The organism is Streptomyces sp. CA-278952, assembly GCF_028747205.1.
Lineage (GTDB): Bacteria > Actinomycetota > Actinomycetes > Streptomycetales > Streptomycetaceae > Streptomyces.
This window is the reverse complement of the sequence record NZ_CP112880.1, coordinates 5,666,801-5,688,603: the sequence shown is the minus strand read 5'-3', so window position 1 is coordinate 5,688,603 and position 21,803 is coordinate 5,666,801. Positions and strand designations below refer to the sequence as shown.

Below are 21,803 nucleotides of genomic sequence, written 5' to 3'. Positions count from 1 at the left end.
GTCGAGAAGGCTCCCGCGCGGGAGGGCGTCCCCGCGCGGGAGGGCGGGGTCGCCCGCCCCGGCCGTGCCGGACCATGGGTGCATGCAGATCCATATCGAGGCATCGCCCCTCCCCGGCCGCGACTGCGGACCGGACAGCGACTTCCCCGGGTACGCGAACATCCACGTCGGCGTCCAGCGCAAGGACCGGCCGGACGAATTGCTCGACCCGCACCCCGGGGACGCCCCCTCCGCCTCGTGGGTGCTCGACTGCACGGCCACCGCGACGGCGGACGGGATCGAGGTGTCGGGGCCGTACGTCCAGAACCGGCTGGGCGGGCGGTTCGTCTATCTGTCGTGGGGCACGGTGGACGACGCCGGGGTCTTCACCATGTTCCGGCGCGCCAAGCTGATGTTCGACGACATCGACCCGGACGTCCTCGAAGCCGCCGCGCGCTCCGGGCACCTCACCGGGCGGCTCGGACTGACCGACGCCAAGGGGCAGCCGCTGTGCGCCCGGGTGCGCCCGCCCCAGATCGTCTGGAGCGCCACGGGCGGGGCCTGAGGGGTCGGAAGCGGCCCGGGCACCGGGAGCGGCCAGTACCGGGCACCGGGCCGGAAGCGGGAGCGCCCGGATGCGGATCCGACACCGCCCCCTCCGGTCCAAGGGGGGGATGGACCGGAGGGGGCGGGTGCCGTGGGGGCGGGGGATCCGTCCCGTGGGGGGTGTCATGCGTGTGCCCGGGGCCGACCAGGCCATACATGTGAGCTACGTCACATTCACCTGCGCGCCTCACCCGATCGGCACCCGGACCGGCAGCACGGACCGAACGGCCCAGCCGCACCGCCGCGACCTGCGGTGATCCACTCCGGCAAGGGTGCCGCGCCGGTCCGTACGGGTGAAAGCTGACCTCGCGTCAGAAGGCGTGGCGGGCCCGGCGCCCGTTGGCTCGGGGACAGGACACACCCGCTCGCGCCGTCTGCCCGGAGGATCCCCCATGCGCAGTCCTGCCCGCCTTGTGACCGGCACCGTCGGTGCCGCGTTCACCGTCATCGCGTTCGGTCTCACCGCCGCCGCTCCGTCCGCGTACGCGGGCGACTTCGGCCGTCTGGAGATCACCCCGTCGACCGCGGCACCCGGTGCCACCGTCACCGTGAACACCACCGCCTGCGGGAAGAAGGGCTCGGGCATCGGCGATGCGAACTCCCTGGACGCCGGGGACTTCGAGATGCGCCCCGGCACCCACAAGGAGGTCGTGGTCGGCAAGTTCACCGTGCCGCACGACACCCGGCCGGGCACCTACGAGATCATCGTCTCCTGCGACAACGGCAAGGACGCGGTCGGTGATCTGGAAGTGATCGGCGGCGGCAAGCACGAGAAGCCCATCCACGACCGCCCGTCCGGCCATGTGCGGACCGGGGTCGGCGGCAGCGTCGAACCGAACTCCACGCAGGTCGCCCTCGGCGTCGGCGTGATCGGCCTGGCCGCCGTCGGCGGACTGTGGCTGCTGCGCCGCCGCACCGAGGGCGCCGAAGGAAGCTGAACCGCCGCTTCCCCCCTGACCGGACGGGGCGCGTCCCCGAGCGCGCCCCGTCCGCCCCGGACCACCGACCGAGGACGACGCCGTGTCACCGAGCGCGCAGAAGGCCAAGGGCTGGCTGGTGGGCATCGCCGTGCTGTGCGGCATCTGGCTCGTCCAGAACGGCCCCGGCGGCCAGCTGATCCCGCCTCAGCCCTCCAGCGCCCAGGCCTTCGCCGCCGGGCCCCAGCTCCAGCCCGGCTCCCCGGTCGCCGAACCGATGAACCCCTCCGAGCCGGTCCGCATCCGCATCCCGAGCATCGAGGTGGACGCGCCGATGACGCGGCTGGGGCTGGCCGCCGACGGCAGCCTCGACGTACCGCCGGACGAGGACCGCAACCTCGCGGGCTGGTACGAGGGCGGCGTCCCGCCCGGCGCGCGGGGCACCGCGATCGTCGCGGGGCACGTGGACAACGCGGACGGCCCGTCCGTCTTCTACGCCCTGGGGGCCCTGACCAAGGGGACCGGGGTCGAGGTGGTCCGCAAGGACGGGCGCACGGCCGTCTTCTCGATCGACGCCATCGAGGTCTACGACAACGACGACTTCCCCGACCAGCGCGTCTACGGCGACTCGCCGCACGCGTCGCTCCGGCTGATCACCTGCGGCGGCGGCTTCTCGAAGGAGACCGGCTACCAGGGCAATGTGGTGGCGTACGCGCACCTCACCGAGGTGCGCTGAGTACGAGGTCCTGCGGCCGTCACGCGTTCCACTGGTCGAAGCCCAACTTGGCGACCAGCGAGAACACCACGGTCAGCAGCACCACGCGGACGAAGCCGCTGCCCCGGCTCAGCGCCATCCGGGCCCCGATCATCCCGCCCGCCAGGTTGAAGACCGCCATCACGGCCGCGAGCTGCCACAGCACGGTGCCCTGGTACGCGAACATCGCCAGCGCCCCCGCGTTGGTGCACACGTTGACGATCTTCGCGGTGGCCGACGCGGTCACCAGGTCCAGGTGGAGCACGGCGCTCAGGGCCAGCACCAGGAAGGTGCCGGTGCCCGGCCCGAACAGCCCGTCGTAGAAGCCGATACCGCCGCCGACCAGCACGATCGCCGTGACGACCCGGGCCCGGGCGACCGGCCGGTCGGTGCCGTCGCCCGCCGCCGCAGTGCCGAAGGAAGGGCGCAGCAGCACGAAGGCCGCGACCCCCAGCAGCACGACCATGATCACCGGGCGGAGCACCTCGCTGCTGATCCCGGCGGCGAAGAACGCCCCGGTCATCGACCCGGCGAGCGCCATCAGCCCGACCCGCACCGCCAGCCCCACCCTTACCGGGGCTTTGCGCAGGAAGGTGACAGCCGCGCCCGAGGTGCCCACGATCGCGACGGCCTTGTTGGTGCCGAGCACCTGGGCCGCCGGGACGTTGGGCAGGCCGAGCAGCAGCGCGGGCAGGAGCAGCAGTCCGCCGCCGCCCACCACCGCGTCGATCCACCCCGCGGCGGCCGCGGCGAGGCAGAGGAGCACCAGTGTGGTCAGGGTTATGTCAGGCACGACCCGACATTAGACGCCTGTCGTCCCCTCCCTCCTCCCGGTCCCCCTACCCCTCACAGGGCCCCGGCGCCGTCGCTGAGCGCAAGGTTCCGCCCGGGAAACAGGCGGGATGCGGCCGGGTAACACCTCCCGCCCACGCTCGGGGCATGAGGACAACCGACGGAGGCCACTGAGATGCCGGAGCCCACCACCCCGCACGCCCTGGCGCACAGCACCCCGAACGCCCAGGCGCACACCACCGTTCCGACGATCGTGGTCGTCGGGCACGGCATGGTCGGCCAGCGGTTCCTGGAGGCCCTCGCCGACCGCGGGCTGACCCCGGCGGCCGGCGCCGCCCGGGTCGTCGTGCTCTGCGAGGAGCCCCGCCCCGCCTACGACCGGGTGCGGCTCACCTCGTACTTCGACGGGCGGAGCCCCGAGGACCTCTCCCTGGTGGAGGCGGACTTCATGGACCGGCACGGCATCGAGCTGTACGTCGGCGACCCGGCGACGGGCGTCGACCGGGCGGGGCGGACGGTGACCGCGCGGTCCGGGGCGGTGTTCCCGTACGACACGCTGGTGCTGGCGACGGGCTCGTACCCCTTCGTGCCGCCGGTGCCGGGGAAGGACGCCCGGGGCTGCTTCGTGTACCGGACGATCGAGGACCTGCTCGCGATCGAGGAGTACGCGAAGGGCGCGGCCACCGGTGCGGTGGTCGGCGGCGGGCTGCTCGGTCTGGAGGCGGCCGGGGCGCTGAAGGGGCTCGGGCTGTCCACCCATGTGGTGGAGTTCGCGCCTCGGCTGATGCCGGTCCAGGTGGACGAGGGCGGGGGCGCGGCGCTCCTGCGCACGATTCTGGACATGGGCCTCGCGGTGCACACGGGGGTGGGTACGCAGGAGGTGCTGGCGGGCGCGGACGGCGCGGTGACCGGAATGGCCCTCTCCGACGGCTCCTCGCTCGACGTCGATCTGGTGGTCTTCTCGGCGGGCGTGCGGCCCCGGGACCAGTTGGCCCGGGAGTGCGGTCTGGCCGTCGGGGAACGCGGCGGGATCGTCGTGGACGAGGAGTGCCGGACGTCGGACCCGGCGGTGTTCGCGATCGGCGAGTGCGCGCTGGCCGCCGACGGCCGGGTGTACGGGCTGGTGGCGCCGGGCTACGAGATGGCGCAGGCGGCGGCCGAGGTGATCGCGGGCGGCCGGTCCGCGTTCACGGGGGCGGACCTGTCGACGAAGCTGAAGCTGCTCGGCGTGGACGTGGCCTCGTTCGGCGACGCGCACGGGGCGGCCGACGGTGCGCTCGACGTCGTGTACTCCGACGCCCGGTCGGGGGTCTACAAGAAGCTGGTGATCGGGCGGGACGGGACGCTGCTGGGCGGGGTGCTGGTCGGGGACGCGGACCAGTACGGCACGCTGCGGCCGATGACGGGCACGGTGCTGCCGGTCGCCCCGGAGCAGCTGGTGCTGCCGGCCGGGGCGGGCGGCCCGGTGGCGCTCGGCCCCTCCGCACTGCCGGACGAGGCGGTGATCTGCTCCTGCCACAACGTGACCAAGGGCGCGATCTGCGGGCACACCACGCTGCCCGAGGTGAAGAAGTGCACCAAGGCCGGTACGGGATGCGGCAGTTGTCTCAAGGTGATCGGGCAGCTGATGCCGCCTCCGGCGGACGCGGGGCTGTGCGGCTGCTTCCCGTACAGCCGCAGCGAGCTGTACGAGATCGTCCGCACCCTGGAGGTCACCTCCTTCGCCTCCCTGCTCGACTCGCACGGCCGCGAGGAGGCGCGGGGCGGGGACGGCTGCGAGGTCTGCAAGCCGACCGTCGGCTCGGTCATCGCCTCGCTCGCGCCGACCGTGGGCGCGAGCGGCTATGTGCTGGACGGCGAGCAGGCGGCGCTCCAGGACACCAACGACCACTTTCTGGCCAACCTCCAGCGCAACGGGTCGTATTCGATCGTGCCGCGCATCCCCGGCGGTGAGATCACCCCGGAGAAGCTCATCGTCATCGGCGAGGTGGCCCGCGACTTCGGCCTCTACACGAAGATCACCGGCGGCCAGCGCATCGACCTCTTCGGCGCCCGGGTCGACCAGCTGCCGCTGATCTGGACCCGCCTGGTGGACGCGGGCTTCGAGTCCGGGCACGCGTACGGGAAGTCGCTGCGCACGGTGAAGTCCTGTGTCGGGCAGACCTGGTGCCGCTACGGCGTGCAGGACTCCGTGAGGATGGCGATCGACCTGGAGCTGCGCTACCGGGGCCTGCGCTCCCCGCACAAGCTGAAGTCGGCGGTCTCCGGGTGTGCCCGCGAGTGCGCGGAGGCCCGGGGCAAGGACTTCGGGATCATCGCCACCGCCCAGGGGTGGAATCTCTACGTCGGCGGCAACGGCGGGGCCACCCCGCGCCACGCGGACCTGCTGGCCCAGGACCTCTCCGACGCCGAACTGGTGCGGCTGATCGACCGGTTCCTCATGTTCTACATCCGTACCGCCGACCGCCTGGAGCGCACCTCGGCCTGGCTGGAGCGGATCGACGGCGGCCTGGAGCACGTCCGGGACGTGGTCGTCCACGACTCGCTGGGGCTCTGCGAGGAGCTGGAGCGGATGATGGCCGACCATGTCGCCGGCTACCGCGACGAGTGGGCCGAGACCATCAACGACCCGGAGCGGCTGCGGCGTTTCGTCACCTTCGTCAACGCCCCCGACGCCCCCGACCCCTCGGTGAGGTTCGTTCCGGAGCGGGACCAGATCAAGCCGGATCTGGAGCTGCTCGCGGGGCCCGTGCTCGCCGTCCGCACCCTCGAAGGGACCGCCTCCTGATGACCACCGCGACGATCACGACAGCGCAGGACACCGGCTGCGTCCGGCTCGCCCACGGGAAGGACTGGCTGACGGTCTGCGACCGGGCCCTGCTGATCCCCGGGCGGGGAGTGGCGGTGCTGCTGCCGGACGGGGACCAGGCGGCCGTCTTCATGGACCGGGCCGGCCGGGTGTACGCGATCGGCAACCGGGACCCGTTCACCGGGGCGTACGTCCTCTCGCGCGGCCTGCTCGGCTCGGCGGGCGGGCGGCCGTTCGTGGCCTCGCCGCTGCTGAAGCAGCGCTTCGACCTGGCGACGGGCGCGTGCCTGGACGACGACGTGGCGGCGGTGCCGGTCTTCCCCGTACGGGCGGACTGACCGCCCGGCCTCGGGGGCGGCCAGGTCGCGGGAGTGACCGACCGGCTGCGGGACGCGGCCTGTGCAACTCCTCCGTCGCCCGTTCACCCGCGCTTGACGCTCCGTCAACGCACGTCTCCTACAGTCCTGACGCGCGACCCGCCGGTCCGTCCGGGGCGGCGGGCCCACTCTCATGCGTGGAGTGATCGTGGAACGTCGGACCTTCTTGCGCACCGCGGTGATCGGCAGCTCGGCGGCCGCCTTCGGCGGCACGCTGTGGCGGGGCGCCGCCTTCGCCGACCCGGCCCAGCCGGCCCCCGGCCCGTACGGCGCGCTCCAGGCCGCCAACGGCAACGGCATCCAACTGCCCAGCGGCTTCACCAGCCGCATCGTCGCCCGCTCCGGGCAGACCGTGCCCGGCACCTCCTACCGCTGGCACAGCGCGCCCGACGGCGGGGCGACGTACGCCGACGGCTCGGGCTGGATCTACGTCTCCAACGCCGAGGTGTCCCCGAGCAGCGGGGGCGGGGCGAGCGCGGTGAGGTTCGACTCCTCGGGGACGGTGACGTCCGCGTACCGCATCCTGGGCAGTACGAACAACAACTGCGCGGGCGGCGCCACCCCGTGGAAGACCTGGCTGTCCTGCGAGGAGGTCACTCGCGGGTATGTGTACGAGACCGACCCCTGGGGCGTCAACGCGGCGGTGCGGCGTCCGGCGATGGGCCGCTTCAAGCACGAGGCCGCCGCCGCCGACCCCGACCACGGGTACGTCTACCTCACCGAGGACGAGAGCGACGGCCGCTTCTACCGCTTCCGGCCCACCATCTGGGGGAACCTGTCGAGCGGCACGCTCCAGGTGCTGGTCGCGGGCACGGCAACCTCGGGGCCGGTGACGTGGGCGAACGTGCCGGATCCGGCCGGCTCCTCCACCCAGACCCGGCACCAGGTGTCCGGGGCGAAGGTGTTCAACGGCGGTGAGGGCTGCTTCTACGCGGCGGGCACCTGCTGGTTCACCACCAAGGGCGACAACCGGGTGTGGGCGTACGACGCGAACACCTCGTCGATCTCGCTCGCCTACGACGACTCACTGGTGTCGGGCGGCTCGGCCCCGCTGACCGGCGTGGACAACGTCATGCGGTCCGGGTCCGGGGACCTCTACGTCGCGGAGGACGGCGGGAACATGGAGATCTGCCTGATCACGCCGGACGACACGGTGGCCCCGTTCCTGCGGATCACCGGCCAGTCCGGCTCGGAGATCACCGGGCCCGCGTTCTCGCCGGACGGCAGCCGGCTCTACTTCTCCTCGCAGCGCGGGACGAGCGGTAGCTCCTCCGGGGGCATCACCTACGAGGTGAAGGGGCCCTTCCGCAGCTGACGCGGAAGCCCCGCGTGCGCCGGCGCCCGTCCGCCGGCCCGGCGCACGTCCCGCGGCTCAGCCCTGGCCCCCGGCGGCGGCGGCCGGGTCCATCCAGATGACCTCCCAGATGTGGTGGTCGGGGTCCTGGAAGGAGCGGCCGTACATGAAGCCGAGGTCCTGCGTCTCGCCCGCCGGGGAGCCGCCGGAGGCCAGGGCGACGTCCGCCAGCCGGTCGACCTCCTCGCGGCTGTCGCAGCTCAGGGCCAGGATGACCTCGGTGGTCTTCGAGGCGTCGGCGACATCCTTCTTGGTGAAGTCCTTGAAGCGCGGTTCGGTCATCAGCATGGCGAAAATGGTGTCGCTGATGACCAGACAGGCCGTCTTGTCGTCGCTGAACGCCGGGTTGAAGCCGTAGCCGAGCTTCTCGAAGAAGCCCTTGGTGGTCTCCAGGTCCTTCACCGGCAGGTTCACGAAGATCATCTGAGCCATGGTCGTTTCCTCTTCCTCTGTCCCGTGGCGCCCGCGGTGGTCCGTCCGGCGCCTTCGATGGTTGGACGGCGGGGCCGCGCAGAACTCATCGGCGTACGGCAGAAGATTTGCACGGCCCACTGACAACGCCCCCCGACAACGGCCCCGGACAGCGGCCGCCTAGGGCAGGGCGAGCGGGGCGCCGCCGCGCAGGAGGGAGCCGCCGAGCGGGGTCAGCGTGTGCAGGACCGAGCTGCCGTGGCGCAGCGTCAGGACCAGACCCGCCTCGCGCAGCACGGAGGCGTGCTGGCTCGCGGAGGCCAGCGACACTCCGGCCCGGCGGGCGAGCTCGCTGGTGGTGCAGCCGTTGCCGATGGAGGAGAGGACGGCCGAGCGGGTGTGGCCGACGAGCCGGCCGAGCCAGGGTCCCGGCTCGGCGAAGACCGGGGCTCCGGGGTTGGCCACCGGGTAGACGAGCACCGGCGGGAGCGACGGGTCGCGGTAGACCACGGGGGCGCCCCGGCAGAAGAAGGACGGCTGGAGCAGCAGCCCGCGACCGTCCAGGTGCAGGTCGCGGTCGAACGGGTAGTCCGCCTCCAGCACGGGCGGACGCCACCGGATCATCGGCGGCAGCGCGGCCAGGAGCCCGTCCGCCCCGCCGTCCAGCAGGGCCCGGCCGCGGACGGCCCGGTCCGCCTCGACGCTGGCCCGGATGTGCGGCCAGTAGGGCTCCACGGCCGCGTGGTGGTAGCTGCGGAGCGCCCCGATGAGCCGGGCGAGCGGCTCGGCACGGCCCTCCATGAGCGCGGCGGGCAGCGCCGCGCTCGCTCTGCCCGCTCCGGGGTCCTGTTGACGCGGGCCGGCGGACAGGCCGGCCCGCTGCCGTATCCGCCCGGCGGCCAGCAGCTCCAGCTCCGCGTGGACGCGGTCGGCGGGAGTGTCGCGCAGCGCCTCCATTCCGACGTCGAGCCCGAAAGGCTCGGCGCCCTCCTGGGAGGGCGTCAGGAAATCGGGGAAATAGCCGCGGGGCGGGACGACCGCCGCCAGCAGCTGTGCTTCACCATTCAACCGCGCCCGGGATTCCGAACGCCATTTTCCGAACACCGTCGAAGCACGCCGGTCCCTGATCCGGTGAAAACTGAGAATGGTTTCCCACAGCGCGTCCGGCCTCGTGGCCATCCGCACCCGCGAAAGGTCCAGCCTGGACACATGGATACGCAGCACTACTCCCCCACCTGTTGCATCCGCAATTGCCCCCACCAAAGGGTATGCGGACCGTCACAGGAGGTCACCACGGGGTTTCGGCCAGAAGTGAAAGGTCTCGCCCCGTTCCGCTCCAGCCGAAAAGCTGTACGGCGTCGGGTACGCATCCGGTGCCCACCGGATGAGCACGTGAAGGCCGTGGGGGGCTTTGTGTGTTCGGCGGCGGTGGGCGACGGTGCGGCTCCGTACCCGACGGGGGTAAGCCGGGTGCGGTCCATGGGTGGGGATCCATGGACCGCACCCCGGTCCCCCGGCCCGTCACCCGAATTTCTTTGCGCATTAAACGAAGCAATGTGCTCTGCGCCACATTCTTCGCGCGGCATTCGGTGCGCGCTTCTGACGACTTCCCCGTATCGCCGGTCATTTCCGCACACGCCACTTCCGTACCGCCGGACCCTTCCGGTCAGCCGGTCACTCCCCGTCAGCCGGTCACTTCCGGTCCGCCGGCCCCCTCCCGTCGGCGCACGGCGAAGCGGCGGCACCCCCGCACAGGGTGCCGCCGCTTCTGGGCGGGGCCTTCGAGGCCGTGGTCGGTGGGCAGGGCTGTTCGTGCAGCCCTGCCCATGAGGTCGGAGGCTGTTCGTGCAGCCCCGACCGGTGGGTCCGGGCCGTCCCTGCGGCCCCGACCCGGTGAGTCCGGATCAGCGGCTGTCACTGCCCCGGGACTCGGCTGCGGCCCGGCCGGCCTCTAGGCGGGCGACCGGGATCCGGAACGGCGAGCAGGACACGTAGTCCAGGCCCACCTCGTGGAAGAAGTGCACGGACTCGGGGTCGCCGCCGTGCTCGCCGCAGACGCCGAGCTTGAGGTCCGGGCGGGTGGCCCGGCCGGCCTCGACGGCGCTGCGGACCAGCGCGCCGACGCCGTCCTTGTCGATCGTCTCGAACGGGGAGACCCCGAAGATGCCCTTCTCCAGGTACGCGGTGAAGAACGAGGCCTCCACGTCGTCGCGGGAGAAGCCCCACACCGTCTGGGTCAGGTCGTTCGTGCCGAAGGAGAAGAACTGCGCGGCCTCGGCGATCTGGCCCGCCGTCAGCGCGGCGCGCGGCAGTTCGATCATGGTGCCGATGGTCAGCTTGAGGTCGGTGCCGGTGGCCGCCTGGACCTCGGCGATGACCCGGTCGGCCTCCTCGCGGACGATCTCCAGCTCCTGGACCGTGCCGACGAGCGGGATCATGATCTCGGGGCGCGGGTCGCCCTTGGCGTTCTTGCGCTGGGCGGCGGCCTCGGCGATGGCCCGCACCTGCATCGCGAACAGACCGGGGATGACCAGGCCCAGGCGCACCCCGCGCAGCCCCAGCATCGGGTTCTGCTCGTGCAGCTTGTGCACCGCCTGGAGCAGGCGCAGGTCGTTCTCATTGGCGTCCTTGCGGGACTCGGCGAGCGCGACGCGGACCGACAGCTCGGTGATGTCGGGAAGGAACTCGTGCAGCGGCGGGTCGAGGAGGCGGACGGTGACGGGCAGCCCGTCCATCGACTCGAACAGCTCGATGAAGTCGGCCTTCTGGAGCGGGAGAAGAGCCGCCAGCGCACTCTCGCGCTCGTCGTCGGTATCCGCGAGGATCAGCTTCTCGACCATCTCGCGGCGCTCGCCGAGGAACATGTGCTCGGTGCGGCACAGGCCGATGCCCTGGGCGCCGAAGCGGCGGGCCCGCAGGGCGTCCTCGGCGTTGTCGGCGTTGGCCCGCACGCGCAGCCGGCGTACCCGGTCCGCGTACGCCATGATCCGGTGCACGGCGGCGACCAGTTCGTCGGCGTCGTCGGCCCCGGCGTGCATCCGGCCCTCGAAGTACTCGACGACCGGGGACGGCACGACGGGTACCTCGCCCAGGTAGACCTTGCCGGTGGAGCCGTCGATGGAGACGAGGTCGCCCTCCTCGATGACCCGGCCGCCGACCGTCATCCGGCGTCGCTTGGTGTCGACCTCCAGGTCCTCGGCGCCGCAGACACAGGTCTTGCCCATGCCGCGCGCCACGACCGCCGCGTGCGAGGTCTTGCCGCCGCGCGAGGTCAGGATGCCCTCGGCGGCGATCATGCCTTCGAGGTCGTCGGGGTTGGTCTCGCGGCGGATCAGGATGACCTTCTCGCCGGAGCGGGACCACTTGATCGCGGTGTACGAGTCGAAGACGGCCTTGCCGACCGCGGCGCCCGGGGACGCGGCGATGCCCCGGCCGAGCAGCTCGGTCTTCGCCTCGTCGTCGAAGCGCGGGAACATCAGCTGGGCGAGCTGGGCGCCGTTGACCCGCTGGAGGGCCTCGGCCTCGTCGATCAGGCCCTGGTCCACGAGCTGGGTGGCGATCCGGAAGGCGGCGCCGGCGGTGCGCTTGCCGACCCGGGTCTGGAGCATCCAGAGCTGGCCGCGCTCGATGGTGAACTCGATGTCGCAGAGATCCTTGTAGTGGTTCTCCAGGGTCTCCATGATCTGCATGAGCTGGTCGTACGACTTCTTGTCGATCGACTCCAGGTCGGCGAGCGGCACCGTGTTGCGGATGCCGGCGACGACGTCCTCGCCCTGCGCGTTCTGGAGGTAGTCGCCGTAGACGCCCTGGTGGCCGCTGGCCGGGTCACGGGTGAAGGCGACGCCGGTACCGGAGTCGGGGCCCAGGTTGCCGAAGACCATCGAGCAGACGTTGACGGCCGTGCCGAGGTCGCCCGGGATGCGCTCCTGCCGGCGGTAGAGCTTGGCCCGGTCGGTGTTCCACGAGTCGAAGACCGCGTTTATGGCCAGGTCCATCTGCTCCCGGGCGTCCTGCGGGAACGCGCGCCCGGCCTCGGACTCGACGATCTTCTTGAACTGCTTGACGAGCTTCTTGAGGTCGGCCGCGGCGAGGTCGGTGTCGACCGTGACCTTCTTCGCGTCCTTCGCCGCCTCCAGCGCCTCCTCGAAGAGGTCGCCGTCGACCCCGAGGACGGTCTTGCCGAACATCTGGATGAGCCGGCGGTAGGAGTCCCAGGCGAAGCGCTCGTCGCCGGACTGGGTGGCGAGACCGGCCACGGAGTCGTCGGAGAGGCCGATGTTCAGGACCGTGTCCATCATGCCCGGCATGGAGAACTTGGCGCCGGAGCGGACGGAGACCAGCAGCGGGTCGTCGGCCTGGCCGAGCCGCTTGTCCATGCGCTCCTCCAGCGCGTTGAGGTGCGCACTCACCTCGTCGCGCAGCGCGGTCGGCGCGTCTCCGCTGTCCAGGTAGACCTTGCAGGCCTCGGTGGTGATCGTGAAGCCCGGAGGGACGGGCAACCCGAGGTTGGTCATCTCGGCGAGGTTCGCACCCTTGCCGCCCAGAAGGTCCTTCAGATCCTTGTTGCCCTCGGTGAAGTCGTAGACGAACTTCTGGGGATCTTTGTTTTCCGACACGGGTCTCGACTCCTCGAGGACGCGGTGGCTGCCCTGACGGCGAGGAACATACCCAGATCGAAGGTGGATGGGTACGTCCACTTGGTCGTCATACGGCCGCAACCACCCGTCCGCCCGCAGATCGAAAGGTTCGCCCGACCGAAGCACCTGACGCTCCGCCTTCACCTCCTGAATGCGACATGGCCGAAACTTGACCGTAGCCGCTCTCCTGAGCGGGTGACTCACCAGATGAGTTCACCTTTCGAATCCACCAGGGTGGCACTGAGTGCCACGTCTTCCAGAAGTGCACCCATGCTGAAATCGCTCATCTGAGCGCAACCCTGATCAAGGGTGGCGCGAATCACGCCCGTTTCGGACCCCCGATTTCAGGATCCGGACGCCTCGGGCAGTCCCTGGGGACCTCGGAGGGCGTCCCCTTCCAGGCTACGGGCGAAGGTCGGCACCCGCGCGGGAACCGTCGGCGGCGGGGGCCTCACCGGCACGGAACGGCCCCGAGCCCACGCCGTGCGGTACGGGACATGGCGGTACGCGACATGGCGGCATGGCGGCATGGCGGCATGGCGGCATGGCGGCATGGCGGCATGGCGGCATGGCGGCATGGCGGCATGGCGGCATGGCGGCATGGCGGCAAGCGCGAGAGGCTCCGCCGCTTACGGAACGCGAAAGGCCTCCCCCGTACGGAACGAGGGAGGCCGCCTTCTCCGTACGGGATCAGCCGCCGGAGGTGTCCAGCTCCGCGTCGGCGCTGATGCCCGCGCAGTCGTACGGGTCCTTCAGCCAGCCGTCCGGCAGGACGACCCGGTTGTTGCCCGAGGTGCGGCCGCGCGGCCCGTCGGCGCCGTCCGGCCAGGGCTGGTCGAGGTCCAGCTCGTGCAGCTGGCTGCTCAGCTCCTCCAGCGAGGAGGTGACCGCCAGCTTCCTGCGCATCTCGGATCCGACCGCGAAGCCCTTGAGATACCAGGCCACGTGCTTACGGAAGTCGATCACGCCCCGGGTCTCGTCGCCGATCCACTCCCCCAGCAGCGTCGCGTGGCGCACCATGGCATCCGCGACCTCGCGCAGGGCGGGCGCGTGCCGTTCCGGACGCCCCTCCATGGCGTTCACCAGGTCGGCGAAGAGCCAGGGCCGGCCGAGGCAGCCGCGTCCGACGACGACGCCGTCGCAGCCGGTCTCCCGCATCATGCGCAGGGCGTCGTCGGCGCACCAGATGTCCCCGTTGCCGAGGACGGGGATCTCCGGGATGTGCTCCTTGAGCCGGGCGATGGCGTCCCAGTCGGCGGTGCCGCCGTAGTGCTGGGCGGTGGTGCGCCCGTGCAGGGCGACGGCGGTGACGCCCTCCTCGACGGCGATGCGGCCGGCGTCGAGGAAGGTGAGGTGGTCGTCGTCGATGCCCTTGCGCATCTTGATGGTGACGGGCAGGTCCCCGGCGCCCGACACGGCTTCCCTGAGGATGGCCCGCAGCAGAGGCCGCTTGTACGGGAGCGCGGAGCCGCCGCCCTTGCGGGTGACCTTGGGGACCGGGCAGCCGAAGTTCAGGTCGATGTGGTCGGCCAGATCCTCGTCGACGATCATCCGGACCGCCTTGCCGACGGTGACCGGGTCCACTCCGTACAGCTGGATCGAGCGCGGGGTCTCGGTCGCGTCGAAGTGGATGAGCTGCATGGTCTTCTCGTTGCGCTCGACCAGCGCCCGCGTGGTGATCATCTCGCTGACGAACAGCCCCTTGCCGCCGGAGAACTCCCGGCACAGGGTCCGGAACGGGGCGTTGGTGATGCCGGCCATCGGGGCCAGTACGACCGGCGGCCGCACGGTGTGCGGGCCGATGCGGAGCTGCGGGAGGGCGGGGGCGAGCGTGGTCATGGCTCCATTGTCGCGTACGCCGAGGAGGTGACCGCCTCGGCGGGGTGAGTCCGTCGGGCGCCGGGCACACCAGGAGCCCGAGGCGGGGCCCGCCTCGGGCTCGTCGGTAGCGTCCGGCTCACTCACATACTGGCGAATATGAGGCCGAGGACCATTCCGCCGACCAGGCCGACGGCACTGACCACGATGGCGACCGTGGCCAGCCGCTCGTGCCGGACGACCTTGGCGATGATGGCCATGATCAGTCCGCCCAGGGCGAAGACGATCGGCAGGAAGATCAGCCCGATCACGCCCAGGATTATCGCGATGATGCTGAAGACGTTGCCTTCGGCACCGCCACGCGGCGCACCGTGATGCCCCTGCCCGGTCGGCTGGTTGCTGTACTGCGTAGCCATCTGTCGCTCCTTCGGGACGGTCGCGCCGGAATCCGGTCTCGAAGCGGACCGGCATGCCGTTCGAGTGCCCCGAAGTCCCTTGCGTACACGGCTCTTTGCCTTACGGGGCCCGGAGCCGGGAGGCGGTGTGGCCGACGTGCGGCAGGTCCGGCGGTCAGAACGTCACCGCGTCGCGGATCAGCGGGCAGGTCATGCAGTGCCCGCCGCCCCGGCCCCGGCCCAGCTCCGCCCCGACGATGGTGATGACCTCCACCCCGGCCCGGCGCAGCAGCGCGTTGGTCTGGGTGTTGCGGTCGTAGGTGAAGACCACGCCGGGCTCCAGCGCCACCGCGTTGTTGCCGCTGTCCCACTGCTGGCGCTCCGAGGCGTAGACGTCGCCGCCCGTCTCGATCACCCTCAGCTGGGGGAGGCCGAGGGCGCGGGCCACGACCTCGGTGAACGGGGTGCTGCCCTCGTCGGTGATCTCGATCCCGGGAGCCAGGTCGGACGGCCGCAGCGAGAACGCGTGGACGCCGTCCATGATGCGCGGGTACAGCGTGACGATGTCCCGGTCCGCGAAGGTGAACACCGTGTCGAGGTGCATCGCCGAGCGCAGCTTCGGCATCCCGGCGACGATCACGTGCTCGGCCGCCCCCTGTTCGAACAGGGCCGCCGCGACCTGTGTGATGGCTTGGCGGGAGGTCCGTTCGCTCATGCCCATGAGGACGACGCCGTTGCCGACGGGCATGATGTCCCCGCCCTCGAACGTGGCCTGGCCCCACTCCTTCTCGGGGTCGCCCCACCAGACGGTGGAGCCCCGGAAGTCGGGGTGGAAGGTGTAGATCGTCTTCATGAGCAGGGTCTCGTCGCGCCGGGCGGACCAGTAGAGCGGGTTCAGCGTCACTCCGCCGTAGAGCCAGCAGGTGGTGTCACGGGTGTACAGGGTGTTGGGCAGCGGCGGCATCAGGTACTCCCGCGCCCCGGCCCCCTCGCGGGCGAGCGCCACGTACCCCGAGCGGAACGCGTCGGGGAGGTCGGCGGTGGCGAGCCCGCCGATCAGGTACTCCGCGAGCTGCCGCGGGGTCAGGGTCTCCAGGAAGGCGCGGGTGTCGTCGATCAGGCCGAGGCCCACCTCGTTGGCGGTGATCTTCCGGTCCAGGAGCCACGCCCGGGCCTCGGGCAGAGCCACGGTGGCGGCGAGCAGCTCGTGCAGTTCGACGACCTCCACGCCGCGCCCGGTGAGCTGGGCGACGAAGTCGGCGTGGTCGCGCTGGGCGTTCTCCACCCACATCACGTCGTCGAAGAGCAGGTCGCCGGAGTTGGTCGGGGTCAGCCGCCGGTGGGCCAGACCGGGGGCGCAGACCAGGACCTTGCGCAGACGTCCCACTTCGGAGTGGACGCCGAGGGCGGATGCGGGGGTGGTGCTGTTCACGGTGGGCCTTTCGCTCGGTGACGGCAGACTCGGTGACGGCAGAGGGGACGGGCGGGGGCGCGTGGAGCGAGGCTGTGCGCAAGTCGCGTAGAGCGAGGACGGGCGGGGGGCGCTCGGAGCGAGGACGGGCGGAGGTCGCGTAGAGCGAGGACGGGCGGAGGTCGCTCAGAGCTCGATCCATCCCCTGGCCAGCGCCACGACCCCCGCCACGGCGCCGGCGACCGAGACGGCGCAGATGACGGCCTCGCCCGGGGAGAAGAGCCTGCGCCCCTGTTCCTTGCGGGACTTGACGAAGAGGAAGGTGGCCGGGGCGTAGAGGATGAAGGAGACGAGGACGAACTTCAGCCCCGCCGCGTACAGCAGGAACGCGGTGTAGAGCGTGGCCACCACGGCGATCACCAGCTCGCGCCGGGTACTGCGCCCCTCCACGTCGGACCGGCCGGGCCGCCAGGCGATCCGTACCGCGAAGGCGGCGGCCAGGAGGAAGGGGATCAGGCTGAGCGCGCTGGTCAGGTCGAGGGCGAAGTTGAAGGCGTCGTCGGAGAACAGCGTCACGACCAGGACGACCTGGCTCAGGCACGTGGTCATGAGCAGCGCGGCCTCGGGCACGTCCGCCCCGGTCGACCGCCCCAGGAAGCGGGGCATGTCCTTGTCCTTCGCGGCGACGAACAGGACTTCGGCGGCCATCAGCGTCCAGGCGAGGTAGGCGCCGAGCACGGAGACGATGAGGCCCACGCTGACGAAGACCTTGCCCCAGGTGCCGACCGCCGACTCCAGCACCTCGGCCATCGAGGGCTGCCGCAGCTCGGCGATCTCGGCCATCGGCAGCAGTCCGTAACTGACGATCGTGACGGAGGCGAAGACGGAGAAGACGCTGAGGAATCCGAGGACGGTGGCCCGCCCCACGTCCTCGCGACGCTTGGCGTGGCGCGAGTAGACGCTGGCGCCTTCGACGCCGAGGAAGACGAAGACCGTCGCGAGCATCGTGCCGCGGACCTGGTTGAAGAGGGAGCCCGCGTAGTCGGCGCCGCCGAAGTTGTCCGCGAAGACCGAGGCGTCGAAGTAGAACAGCGCCAGGATCACGAAGAAGAGGATGGGCACGATCTTGGCCACGGTGACGATCCGGTTGATCGCCGCGGCTTCCTTGACGCCCCGGCGGATCAGCAGGAAGAACCCCCAGAGGCCGACCGAGGAGATCACCACCGCCGTCACGGTGTCGCCGTCGCCCAGCACGGGCGCCACCGCGCCGACCGTCGACATGATGAGCACCCAGTAGGTGACGTTGCCGACGCAGGCGCTGGCCCAGTAGCCGAAGGCGGAGAAGAAGCCGAGGTACTCGCCGAAGCCCGCTTTCGCGTACGCGTAGACCCCGGCGTCCAGGTCGGGCCGGCGGACGGCGAGCGTCTGGAAGACGAAGGCGAGCATCAGCATGCCGGTCCCGGCGACGGCCCAGGCGATCAGCGCTCCCGCGACACCGGTCTCCTGCGCGAAGCGTCGGGGCAGCGAGAACACCCCGGCGCCCACCATCGAGCCGACGACCATCGCGGTGAGCGTGAGGAGCGTCAGCTTCACCGCCGGGCGCTCCGCGGCCTGAGGTTCGGCGTGCGTCATGACGTTCCCCTGTCGATGCGGTCATCGGCCAACCAGGGAAAGCTAACAACTTTTTGGGGCAAAACACCCCATATCCTCACCGGCGGGGTGGTGCGCCGAGCCCTGCTCGCGAAGCTGAACACCACAGGTGGACCCGGCTCGTTCCGGGGTACTTCCGAGGGGACGCCCCGGTCGCAATCTCTCGCCGCCACCTCAGGTTTCCTCGATCGGTGCCATGAGAGAGGCGTCAGCGGGCAGAAGCAGTCTCAACTTGGGGAGGCTGTGATGACGTGTGACCGGATGGGACTGGCCGAAGTGCTGGCGGCGGCGGAGAGCGCGGCCCCGGTGGACTCGATCGATGTCGTGGCGCGCGATCTGCGCACGCGGTTCGGTGCGCGGTACGTGTCGTTCCTCTTCGTCGACGTGGTCGGCAGCCGTCTGCTGCGGGTCAACGACACGGTCGGCGTCTCCCAGGAGCACCGGACCGAGAGACGGGCCGAGGGGGTCCCCCTGGCCGGCAGCGGCATCTACGACAAGGTTCTGCGGGCCCAGAAGACGGTGCTGGCGGAGGAGGGCGGGCTGGGGCAGCGCGTGCTCGCGCCGGTCACCAACCGCGGTGACACCATCGGTGTGCTGGAGCTGTACCTCGACGTCGTGACCGAGAGCGTGCTGGAGCAGGTCGAGGAGGCCGCGCACGCGCTGGCGTACATCATCGTCACCGACCGCCGGTTCACCGACCTCTACCACTGGGGAAACCGCACCACGACGGTCAGCCTGGCGGCGGAGATCCAGCGGCAGCTCCTCCCGTCGGCCCCCTCCTGCGAGGCGTCCGAGTTCGCCCTGGCCGGAGCCCTGGTCCCGGCCTCCGACATCGCCGGGGACACCTACGACTACTGCCTCGACCACGACACCCTGCATCTGTCCGTCACCGACGCCATGGGCCACGACGTCGACGCCTCCCTCACCGCCACCCTGGTCGTGAACGCCTCCCGCGGCGCCCGCCGCGCCGGAGCGGACCTCACCGAACAGGCCCGCCACATGCATCAGGCCCTCCTCGACCACGGGCGCCACACCTACGCCACGGGCCAGTTGCTCCGCATCGCCCTGGACGGAAGCGGTGCGCAGTTGGTCAACGCCGGCCACCCCGGACCGCTCCGGCTTCGCGACGGCGTGGTCGAGGAAGTGGGCATGGTCGTCAACATGCCGTTCGGGTTCACCCCTCAGGGCACCTATGAGGTACAGGACATCGACCTGCGCCCCGGCGACCGTCTTGTGCTGTTCACCGACGGAATGCAAGAACGCGAAGCGGAGACGGTCGACCTGCCCGGCCTCCTGCTGCGGACCGCGGCCGAGCATCCGCGCGAGGTCGTCCGCACCTTGGTCGCCGCGGTGGCCGATGCCTATGGCGGCCGGCCGCCGAAGGACGACGCCACCGCCCTGTGCCTCGACTGGCACGGCCCTCGCGGCGGGATCCGCCGGTCGGCCGCCTGAGCACGAACGCTCCTCAGACGAGGTGGGAGACCCCCCAGGCCGCCTCCCTCCTCAGGCGAGGCGGGAGACCCCCCAGGCCGCCTCGATCATCCGGAAGATCTCGTCCACCGCGGCCTGCGGATCGGCCGCCTCACGAGCCAGCGCGTAGGCGTCGATCGCGAACCTCGCGATGGTCCGGCAGGCCGTCGACGTCTCCGGTACGCCGAGGTCGGCGGCGATCGCGGCGGCCAGCGACTCCGCGTGGCGCAGCCGCATCGACTCCTCGTACTCCCGCAGGGACGGCGACGACTCGATCATGTTCCGGACCGGGGCGGCCCCGGGCGCCGCGCAGTGGCGCACCAGGGTGTGGATCTCGCGGCGCAGCACGGGAATCAGGGGCTCGTCCGCCGCCCGCTCGGCCACCGCCCGGACGAGGCCCTGCTCGAACCCCTGATCCTGCTCGAAGACCAGCGCTTCCTTCGAGGCGAAGTGGGAGAAGAGCGTGGTCACGGCTACGTCCGCCTCGGCCGCCACCTCGCGGATGCCCACGGCGTCGTACCCGCGTTCCAGGAAGAGCCGGAGAGCGGTCTCGGCGATCTTCTGGCGCGTCGCGGCCTTCTTCCGCTCGCGGCGTCCGCTGGGCTCGTTCATGCGCCGACACTAGCAAATACAAAAGTGACACCGGTACGGAAAGCTAACGGTTAGTGTTATGTTCGGCGCATGGAGAACCTGAAGAGCATGAAGAAGGTGAGCTTCGCCGCGTTCGGCGGCCCCGACGTACTGCGGCTCATCGATGCCGCAAGGCCCCACGCGGGCCCCGGCCGGATACGCATCCGGGTACGGGCCGCCGGGGTGAACCCCGTCGACTGGCGCATCCGCGAAGGCCAGGTCCTGGGAGCCCATCCGGTCGAACTGCCGTCAGGGGTGGGCCTCGACGCCGCCGGAGTGGTGGACGAGGTGGGCGAGGGCGTCGAAGGAGTGGCGGTCGGCGACCACGTGTTCGGCGAGGGTTCCGACACGTACGCCGAGTTCGCCGTGCTGTCGGCCTGGGCCCGGATGCCGGAGGACCTGACCTTCGAGGAGGCGGCGGGCTATCCGTCCGTGGTGGAGACCGCGCTGCGCGTCATCCGGGAGGTCGGAGTCCGCCCTGGCCAAACACTGCTGGTCAACGGCGCGTCCGGCGGGGTCGGATCGGCGGTGCTGCAGATCGCCCGCGACCGGGGCGTCACGGTCATCGGCACGGCGGGCGCCGCCAACCAGGAGTACCTGCGCGGCCTGGGCGCGCTCGCCACGACGTACGGCGAGGGCTGGGTCGAGCGGGTGCGGCTGCTCGGCCGCGTCGATGCCGCGCTCGACCTGGCGGGCTCGGGCGTGCTCGGCGAACTGGTCGAACTGACCGGTGACCCGGGGAAGGTGGTCACCATCGCGGACCTGGGCGCAGCGGAGTTCGGCGTCCGGTTCTCCGGCGTGGCGGGGAGCGTGCCGGACGCGCTGGCCGAGGCGGCCGCGCTGATCTCACGCGGCCGGCTGCACATCCCCGTGGAGAAGTCCTATCCGCTCGCCGAGGCCGCCGCCGCGCACATCGACAGCCGGGCGGGGCATACGCGGGGCCGCCGCGTGGTGATCATCTGACCGGGAGGCAAGTCGCGGCCCGTAGGGTACGCCGGGCAGGGCACAGTGGCAGCCACCGGCGCGGTGACAGGGGACGGACGTGCTCGATTACGACGACGAGGCCCGGCACTACGACGCGTCCCGGGGCGGTGAAGCGAGAGCCCGGGCAGCGGCGGGCGCGGTGGAACGGCTCCTGCCGCAAGGGCCCTGCACCGTCCTGGACATCGCGTGCGGCACGGGCATCGTGACGCAGCGGCTGCGGCGTCCGGGACGGACGGTGGTGGGCGTCGACCGTTCGCCCGGGATGCTGGGCCTCGCCGCGCGGCGGGTGCCGGGAGGAATCGTGCGGGGCGACGGCACACGGCTGCCCTTCGCGCCGGACGCGGTGGACGCCGTCGTGATCATCTGGCTGCTGCACCTGCTGCCGGACCCCGTGCCGGTCCTGACGGAGGCGGCCCGGGTGCTGCGGCCCGGCGGGGTGCTGATCACCACCGTCGACAAGAACGACGCGTACTTCGCCGAGGACAGCGACATCGCCGAGGCCACGGCGGACCTGCGCCGCCAGTACGCGCCCCAGGTGCCCGACCGATCGGCCCGGTTGGTCGGTTGGGCGGCGGAACAGGGTCTGGGGGCGGTCGGACGGACGCGGTTCCCCGGCACGGGACAGGGCCGCAGCCCTCGCGGGTGGCGCGAGGTGATCGAGGCGGGCCGCATCTCCTGGTGCACTCACGCGCCCCGGGAGCAGGTGGCCGATGCGTGCCGGCGGCTCGCCGCGCTGCCGGACCAGGACGCGCCCCGCCCGGACCCGCTGTACCGCCTCATCGCCCTGAAGTCGTGAGGCTGCGGAGGCA

The 21,803-nt window shown here is 71.4% G+C and carries 18 protein-coding genes; 9 read left to right on the top strand and 9 right to left on the bottom strand.

The window, feature by feature from the left end; all coding sequences use genetic code 11:
• Positions 1-82: 82 nt before the first annotated feature.
• The 3 genes from N7925_RS25465 (at position 83) to N7925_RS25455 (ending at position 2,238) form a co-directional block, all read left to right on the top strand.
• Complete coding sequence (locus tag N7925_RS25465; RefSeq protein ID WP_274345268.1) at positions 83-544, top strand: DUF5990 family protein; 462 nt, start codon at positions 83-85, stop codon at positions 542-544.
• Between the two features lie 433 nt (positions 545-977).
• Complete coding sequence (locus N7925_RS25460) at positions 978-1,523, top strand: hypothetical protein (RefSeq protein ID WP_265601757.1); 546 nt, start codon at positions 978-980, stop codon at positions 1,521-1,523.
• 82 nt (positions 1,524-1,605) lie between these two features.
• Positions 1,606-2,238 (top strand): class F sortase, encoded by a 633-nt coding sequence (locus N7925_RS25455; RefSeq protein WP_265601756.1) that lies wholly within the window; start codon positions 1,606-1,608, stop codon positions 2,236-2,238.
• A gap of 19 nt (positions 2,239-2,257) precedes the next feature.
• On the opposite strand, the gene N7925_RS25450 is transcribed toward N7925_RS25455, so the two are convergent.
• Positions 2,258-3,049 (bottom strand): TSUP family transporter, encoded by a 792-nt coding sequence (locus N7925_RS25450; RefSeq protein ID WP_274345267.1) that lies wholly within the window; start codon positions 3,047-3,049, stop codon positions 2,258-2,260.
• 174 nt (positions 3,050-3,223) lie between these two features.
• Here N7925_RS25450 and nirB point away from each other — a divergent pair, with 174 nt between their 5' ends.
• The 3 genes from nirB to N7925_RS25435 all read left to right on the top strand — a co-directional run bounded on the left by nirB (position 3,224) and on the right by N7925_RS25435 (position 7,549).
• On the top strand, positions 3,224-5,836 hold the full coding sequence (gene nirB / locus N7925_RS25445) for a nitrite reductase large subunit NirB (RefSeq protein ID WP_274345266.1): 2,613 nt from the start codon (positions 3,224-3,226) through the stop codon (positions 5,834-5,836).
• Positions 5,836-6,195 carry a nitrite reductase small subunit NirD gene (nirD, locus tag N7925_RS25440; RefSeq protein WP_265601754.1) on the top strand — a complete coding sequence of 120 codons (360 nt, stop codon included), beginning with the start codon at positions 5,836-5,838 and terminating at the stop codon, positions 6,193-6,195. The genes nirB and nirD overlap by 1 nt, the downstream gene beginning before the upstream one ends.
• Before the next feature lie 187 nt (positions 6,196-6,382).
• A complete protein-coding gene (locus N7925_RS25435) occupies positions 6,383-7,549 on the top strand; it encodes an alkaline phosphatase PhoX (RefSeq protein ID WP_274345265.1) in 1,167 nt (388 codons plus the stop codon).
• A 57-nt stretch (positions 7,550-7,606) separates the two neighbouring features.
• Here N7925_RS25435 and N7925_RS25430 read toward each other — a convergent pair whose 3' ends face one another.
• From N7925_RS25430 to N7925_RS25400, 7 genes are all read right to left on the bottom strand, one after another.
• Complete coding sequence (locus N7925_RS25430; RefSeq protein ID WP_265601752.1) at positions 7,607-8,020, bottom strand: VOC family protein; 414 nt, start codon at positions 8,018-8,020, stop codon at positions 7,607-7,609.
• A gap of 159 nt (positions 8,021-8,179) precedes the next feature.
• Entirely contained in the window at positions 8,180-9,223 is a 1,044-nt protein-coding gene (locus N7925_RS25425; RefSeq protein ID WP_265601751.1) for an ArsR/SmtB family transcription factor, read from the bottom strand.
• Positions 9,224-9,903: 680 nt separating this feature from the next.
• Positions 9,904-12,615 carry a pyruvate, phosphate dikinase gene (ppdK, locus tag N7925_RS25420; protein WP_265601750.1) on the bottom strand — a complete coding sequence of 904 codons (2,712 nt, stop codon included), beginning with the start codon at positions 12,613-12,615 and terminating at the stop codon, positions 9,904-9,906.
• A gap of 711 nt (positions 12,616-13,326) precedes the next feature.
• Entirely contained in the window at positions 13,327-14,475 is a 1,149-nt protein-coding gene (gene dusB / locus N7925_RS25415) for a tRNA dihydrouridine synthase DusB (protein WP_274345264.1), read from the bottom strand.
• 122 nt (positions 14,476-14,597) lie between these two features.
• Positions 14,598-14,870 carry a hypothetical protein gene (locus N7925_RS25410; RefSeq protein ID WP_265601748.1) on the bottom strand — a complete coding sequence of 91 codons (273 nt, stop codon included), beginning with the start codon at positions 14,868-14,870 and terminating at the stop codon, positions 14,598-14,600.
• Positions 14,871-15,024: 154 nt separating this feature from the next.
• Positions 15,025-16,281, bottom strand: coding sequence for an arginine deiminase (locus tag N7925_RS25405; RefSeq protein WP_265601747.1), 1,257 nt, complete (start codon positions 16,279-16,281; stop codon positions 15,025-15,027).
• Positions 16,282-16,446: 165 nt separating this feature from the next.
• Entirely contained in the window at positions 16,447-17,892 is a 1,446-nt protein-coding gene (locus N7925_RS25400; RefSeq protein WP_274345263.1) for a basic amino acid/polyamine antiporter, read from the bottom strand.
• A 264-nt stretch (positions 17,893-18,156) separates the two neighbouring features.
• Here N7925_RS25400 and N7925_RS25395 point away from each other — a divergent pair, with 264 nt between their 5' ends.
• Positions 18,157-19,362, top strand: coding sequence for a PP2C family protein-serine/threonine phosphatase (locus tag N7925_RS25395; protein WP_274345262.1), 1,206 nt, complete (start codon positions 18,157-18,159; stop codon positions 19,360-19,362).
• 51 nt (positions 19,363-19,413) lie between these two features.
• On the opposite strand, the gene N7925_RS25390 is transcribed toward N7925_RS25395, so the two are convergent.
• Positions 19,414-19,992, bottom strand: coding sequence for a TetR/AcrR family transcriptional regulator (locus N7925_RS25390; RefSeq protein ID WP_274345261.1), 579 nt, complete (start codon positions 19,990-19,992; stop codon positions 19,414-19,416).
• Between the two features lie 87 nt (positions 19,993-20,079).
• Here N7925_RS25390 and N7925_RS25385 point away from each other — a divergent pair, with 87 nt between their 5' ends.
• The gene (locus N7925_RS25385; protein WP_265604000.1) at positions 20,080-20,973 is read left to right on the top strand and encodes an NADP-dependent oxidoreductase; all 894 of its coding nucleotides are present in this window, start codon (positions 20,080-20,082) and stop codon (positions 20,971-20,973) included.
• A 79-nt stretch (positions 20,974-21,052) separates the two neighbouring features.
• Positions 21,053-21,790 (top strand): class I SAM-dependent methyltransferase, encoded by a 738-nt coding sequence (locus tag N7925_RS25380; protein WP_274345260.1) that lies wholly within the window; start codon positions 21,053-21,055, stop codon positions 21,788-21,790.
• The last annotated feature ends 13 nt before the right edge of the window (positions 21,791-21,803 follow it).

What these genes read in the sequence shown, in the direction of transcription:
- N7925_RS25410 (WP_265601748.1), bottom strand. Translation starts at nt 14,870, where the DNA reads ATGGCTACGCAGTACAGCAACCAGCCGACCGGGCAGGGGCATCACGGT.
- N7925_RS25465 (WP_274345268.1), top strand. Translation starts at nt 83, where the DNA reads ATGCAGATCCATATCGAGGCATCGCCCCTCCCCGGCCGCGACTGCGGA.
- nirB (WP_274345266.1), top strand. Translation starts at nt 3,224, where the DNA reads ATGCCGGAGCCCACCACCCCGCACGCCCTGGCGCACAGCACCCCGAAC.
- dusB (WP_274345264.1), bottom strand. Translation starts at nt 14,475, where the DNA reads ATGACCACGCTCGCCCCCGCCCTCCCGCAGCTCCGCATCGGCCCGCAC.
- N7925_RS25430 (WP_265601752.1), bottom strand. Translation starts at nt 8,020, where the DNA reads ATGGCTCAGATGATCTTCGTGAACCTGCCGGTGAAGGACCTGGAGACC.
- N7925_RS25460 (WP_265601757.1), top strand. Translation starts at nt 978, where the DNA reads ATGCGCAGTCCTGCCCGCCTTGTGACCGGCACCGTCGGTGCCGCGTTC.
- N7925_RS25390 (WP_274345261.1), bottom strand. Translation starts at nt 19,992, where the DNA reads ATGAACGAGCCCAGCGGACGCCGCGAGCGGAAGAAGGCCGCGACGCGC.
- N7925_RS25395 (WP_274345262.1), top strand. Translation starts at nt 18,157, where the DNA reads ATGACGTGTGACCGGATGGGACTGGCCGAAGTGCTGGCGGCGGCGGAG.
- nirD (WP_265601754.1), top strand. Translation starts at nt 5,836, where the DNA reads ATGACCACCGCGACGATCACGACAGCGCAGGACACCGGCTGCGTCCGG.
- N7925_RS25400 (WP_274345263.1), bottom strand. Translation starts at nt 17,892, where the DNA reads ATGACGCACGCCGAACCTCAGGCCGCGGAGCGCCCGGCGGTGAAGCTG.
- N7925_RS25385 (WP_265604000.1), top strand. Translation starts at nt 20,080, where the DNA reads ATGAAGAAGGTGAGCTTCGCCGCGTTCGGCGGCCCCGACGTACTGCGG.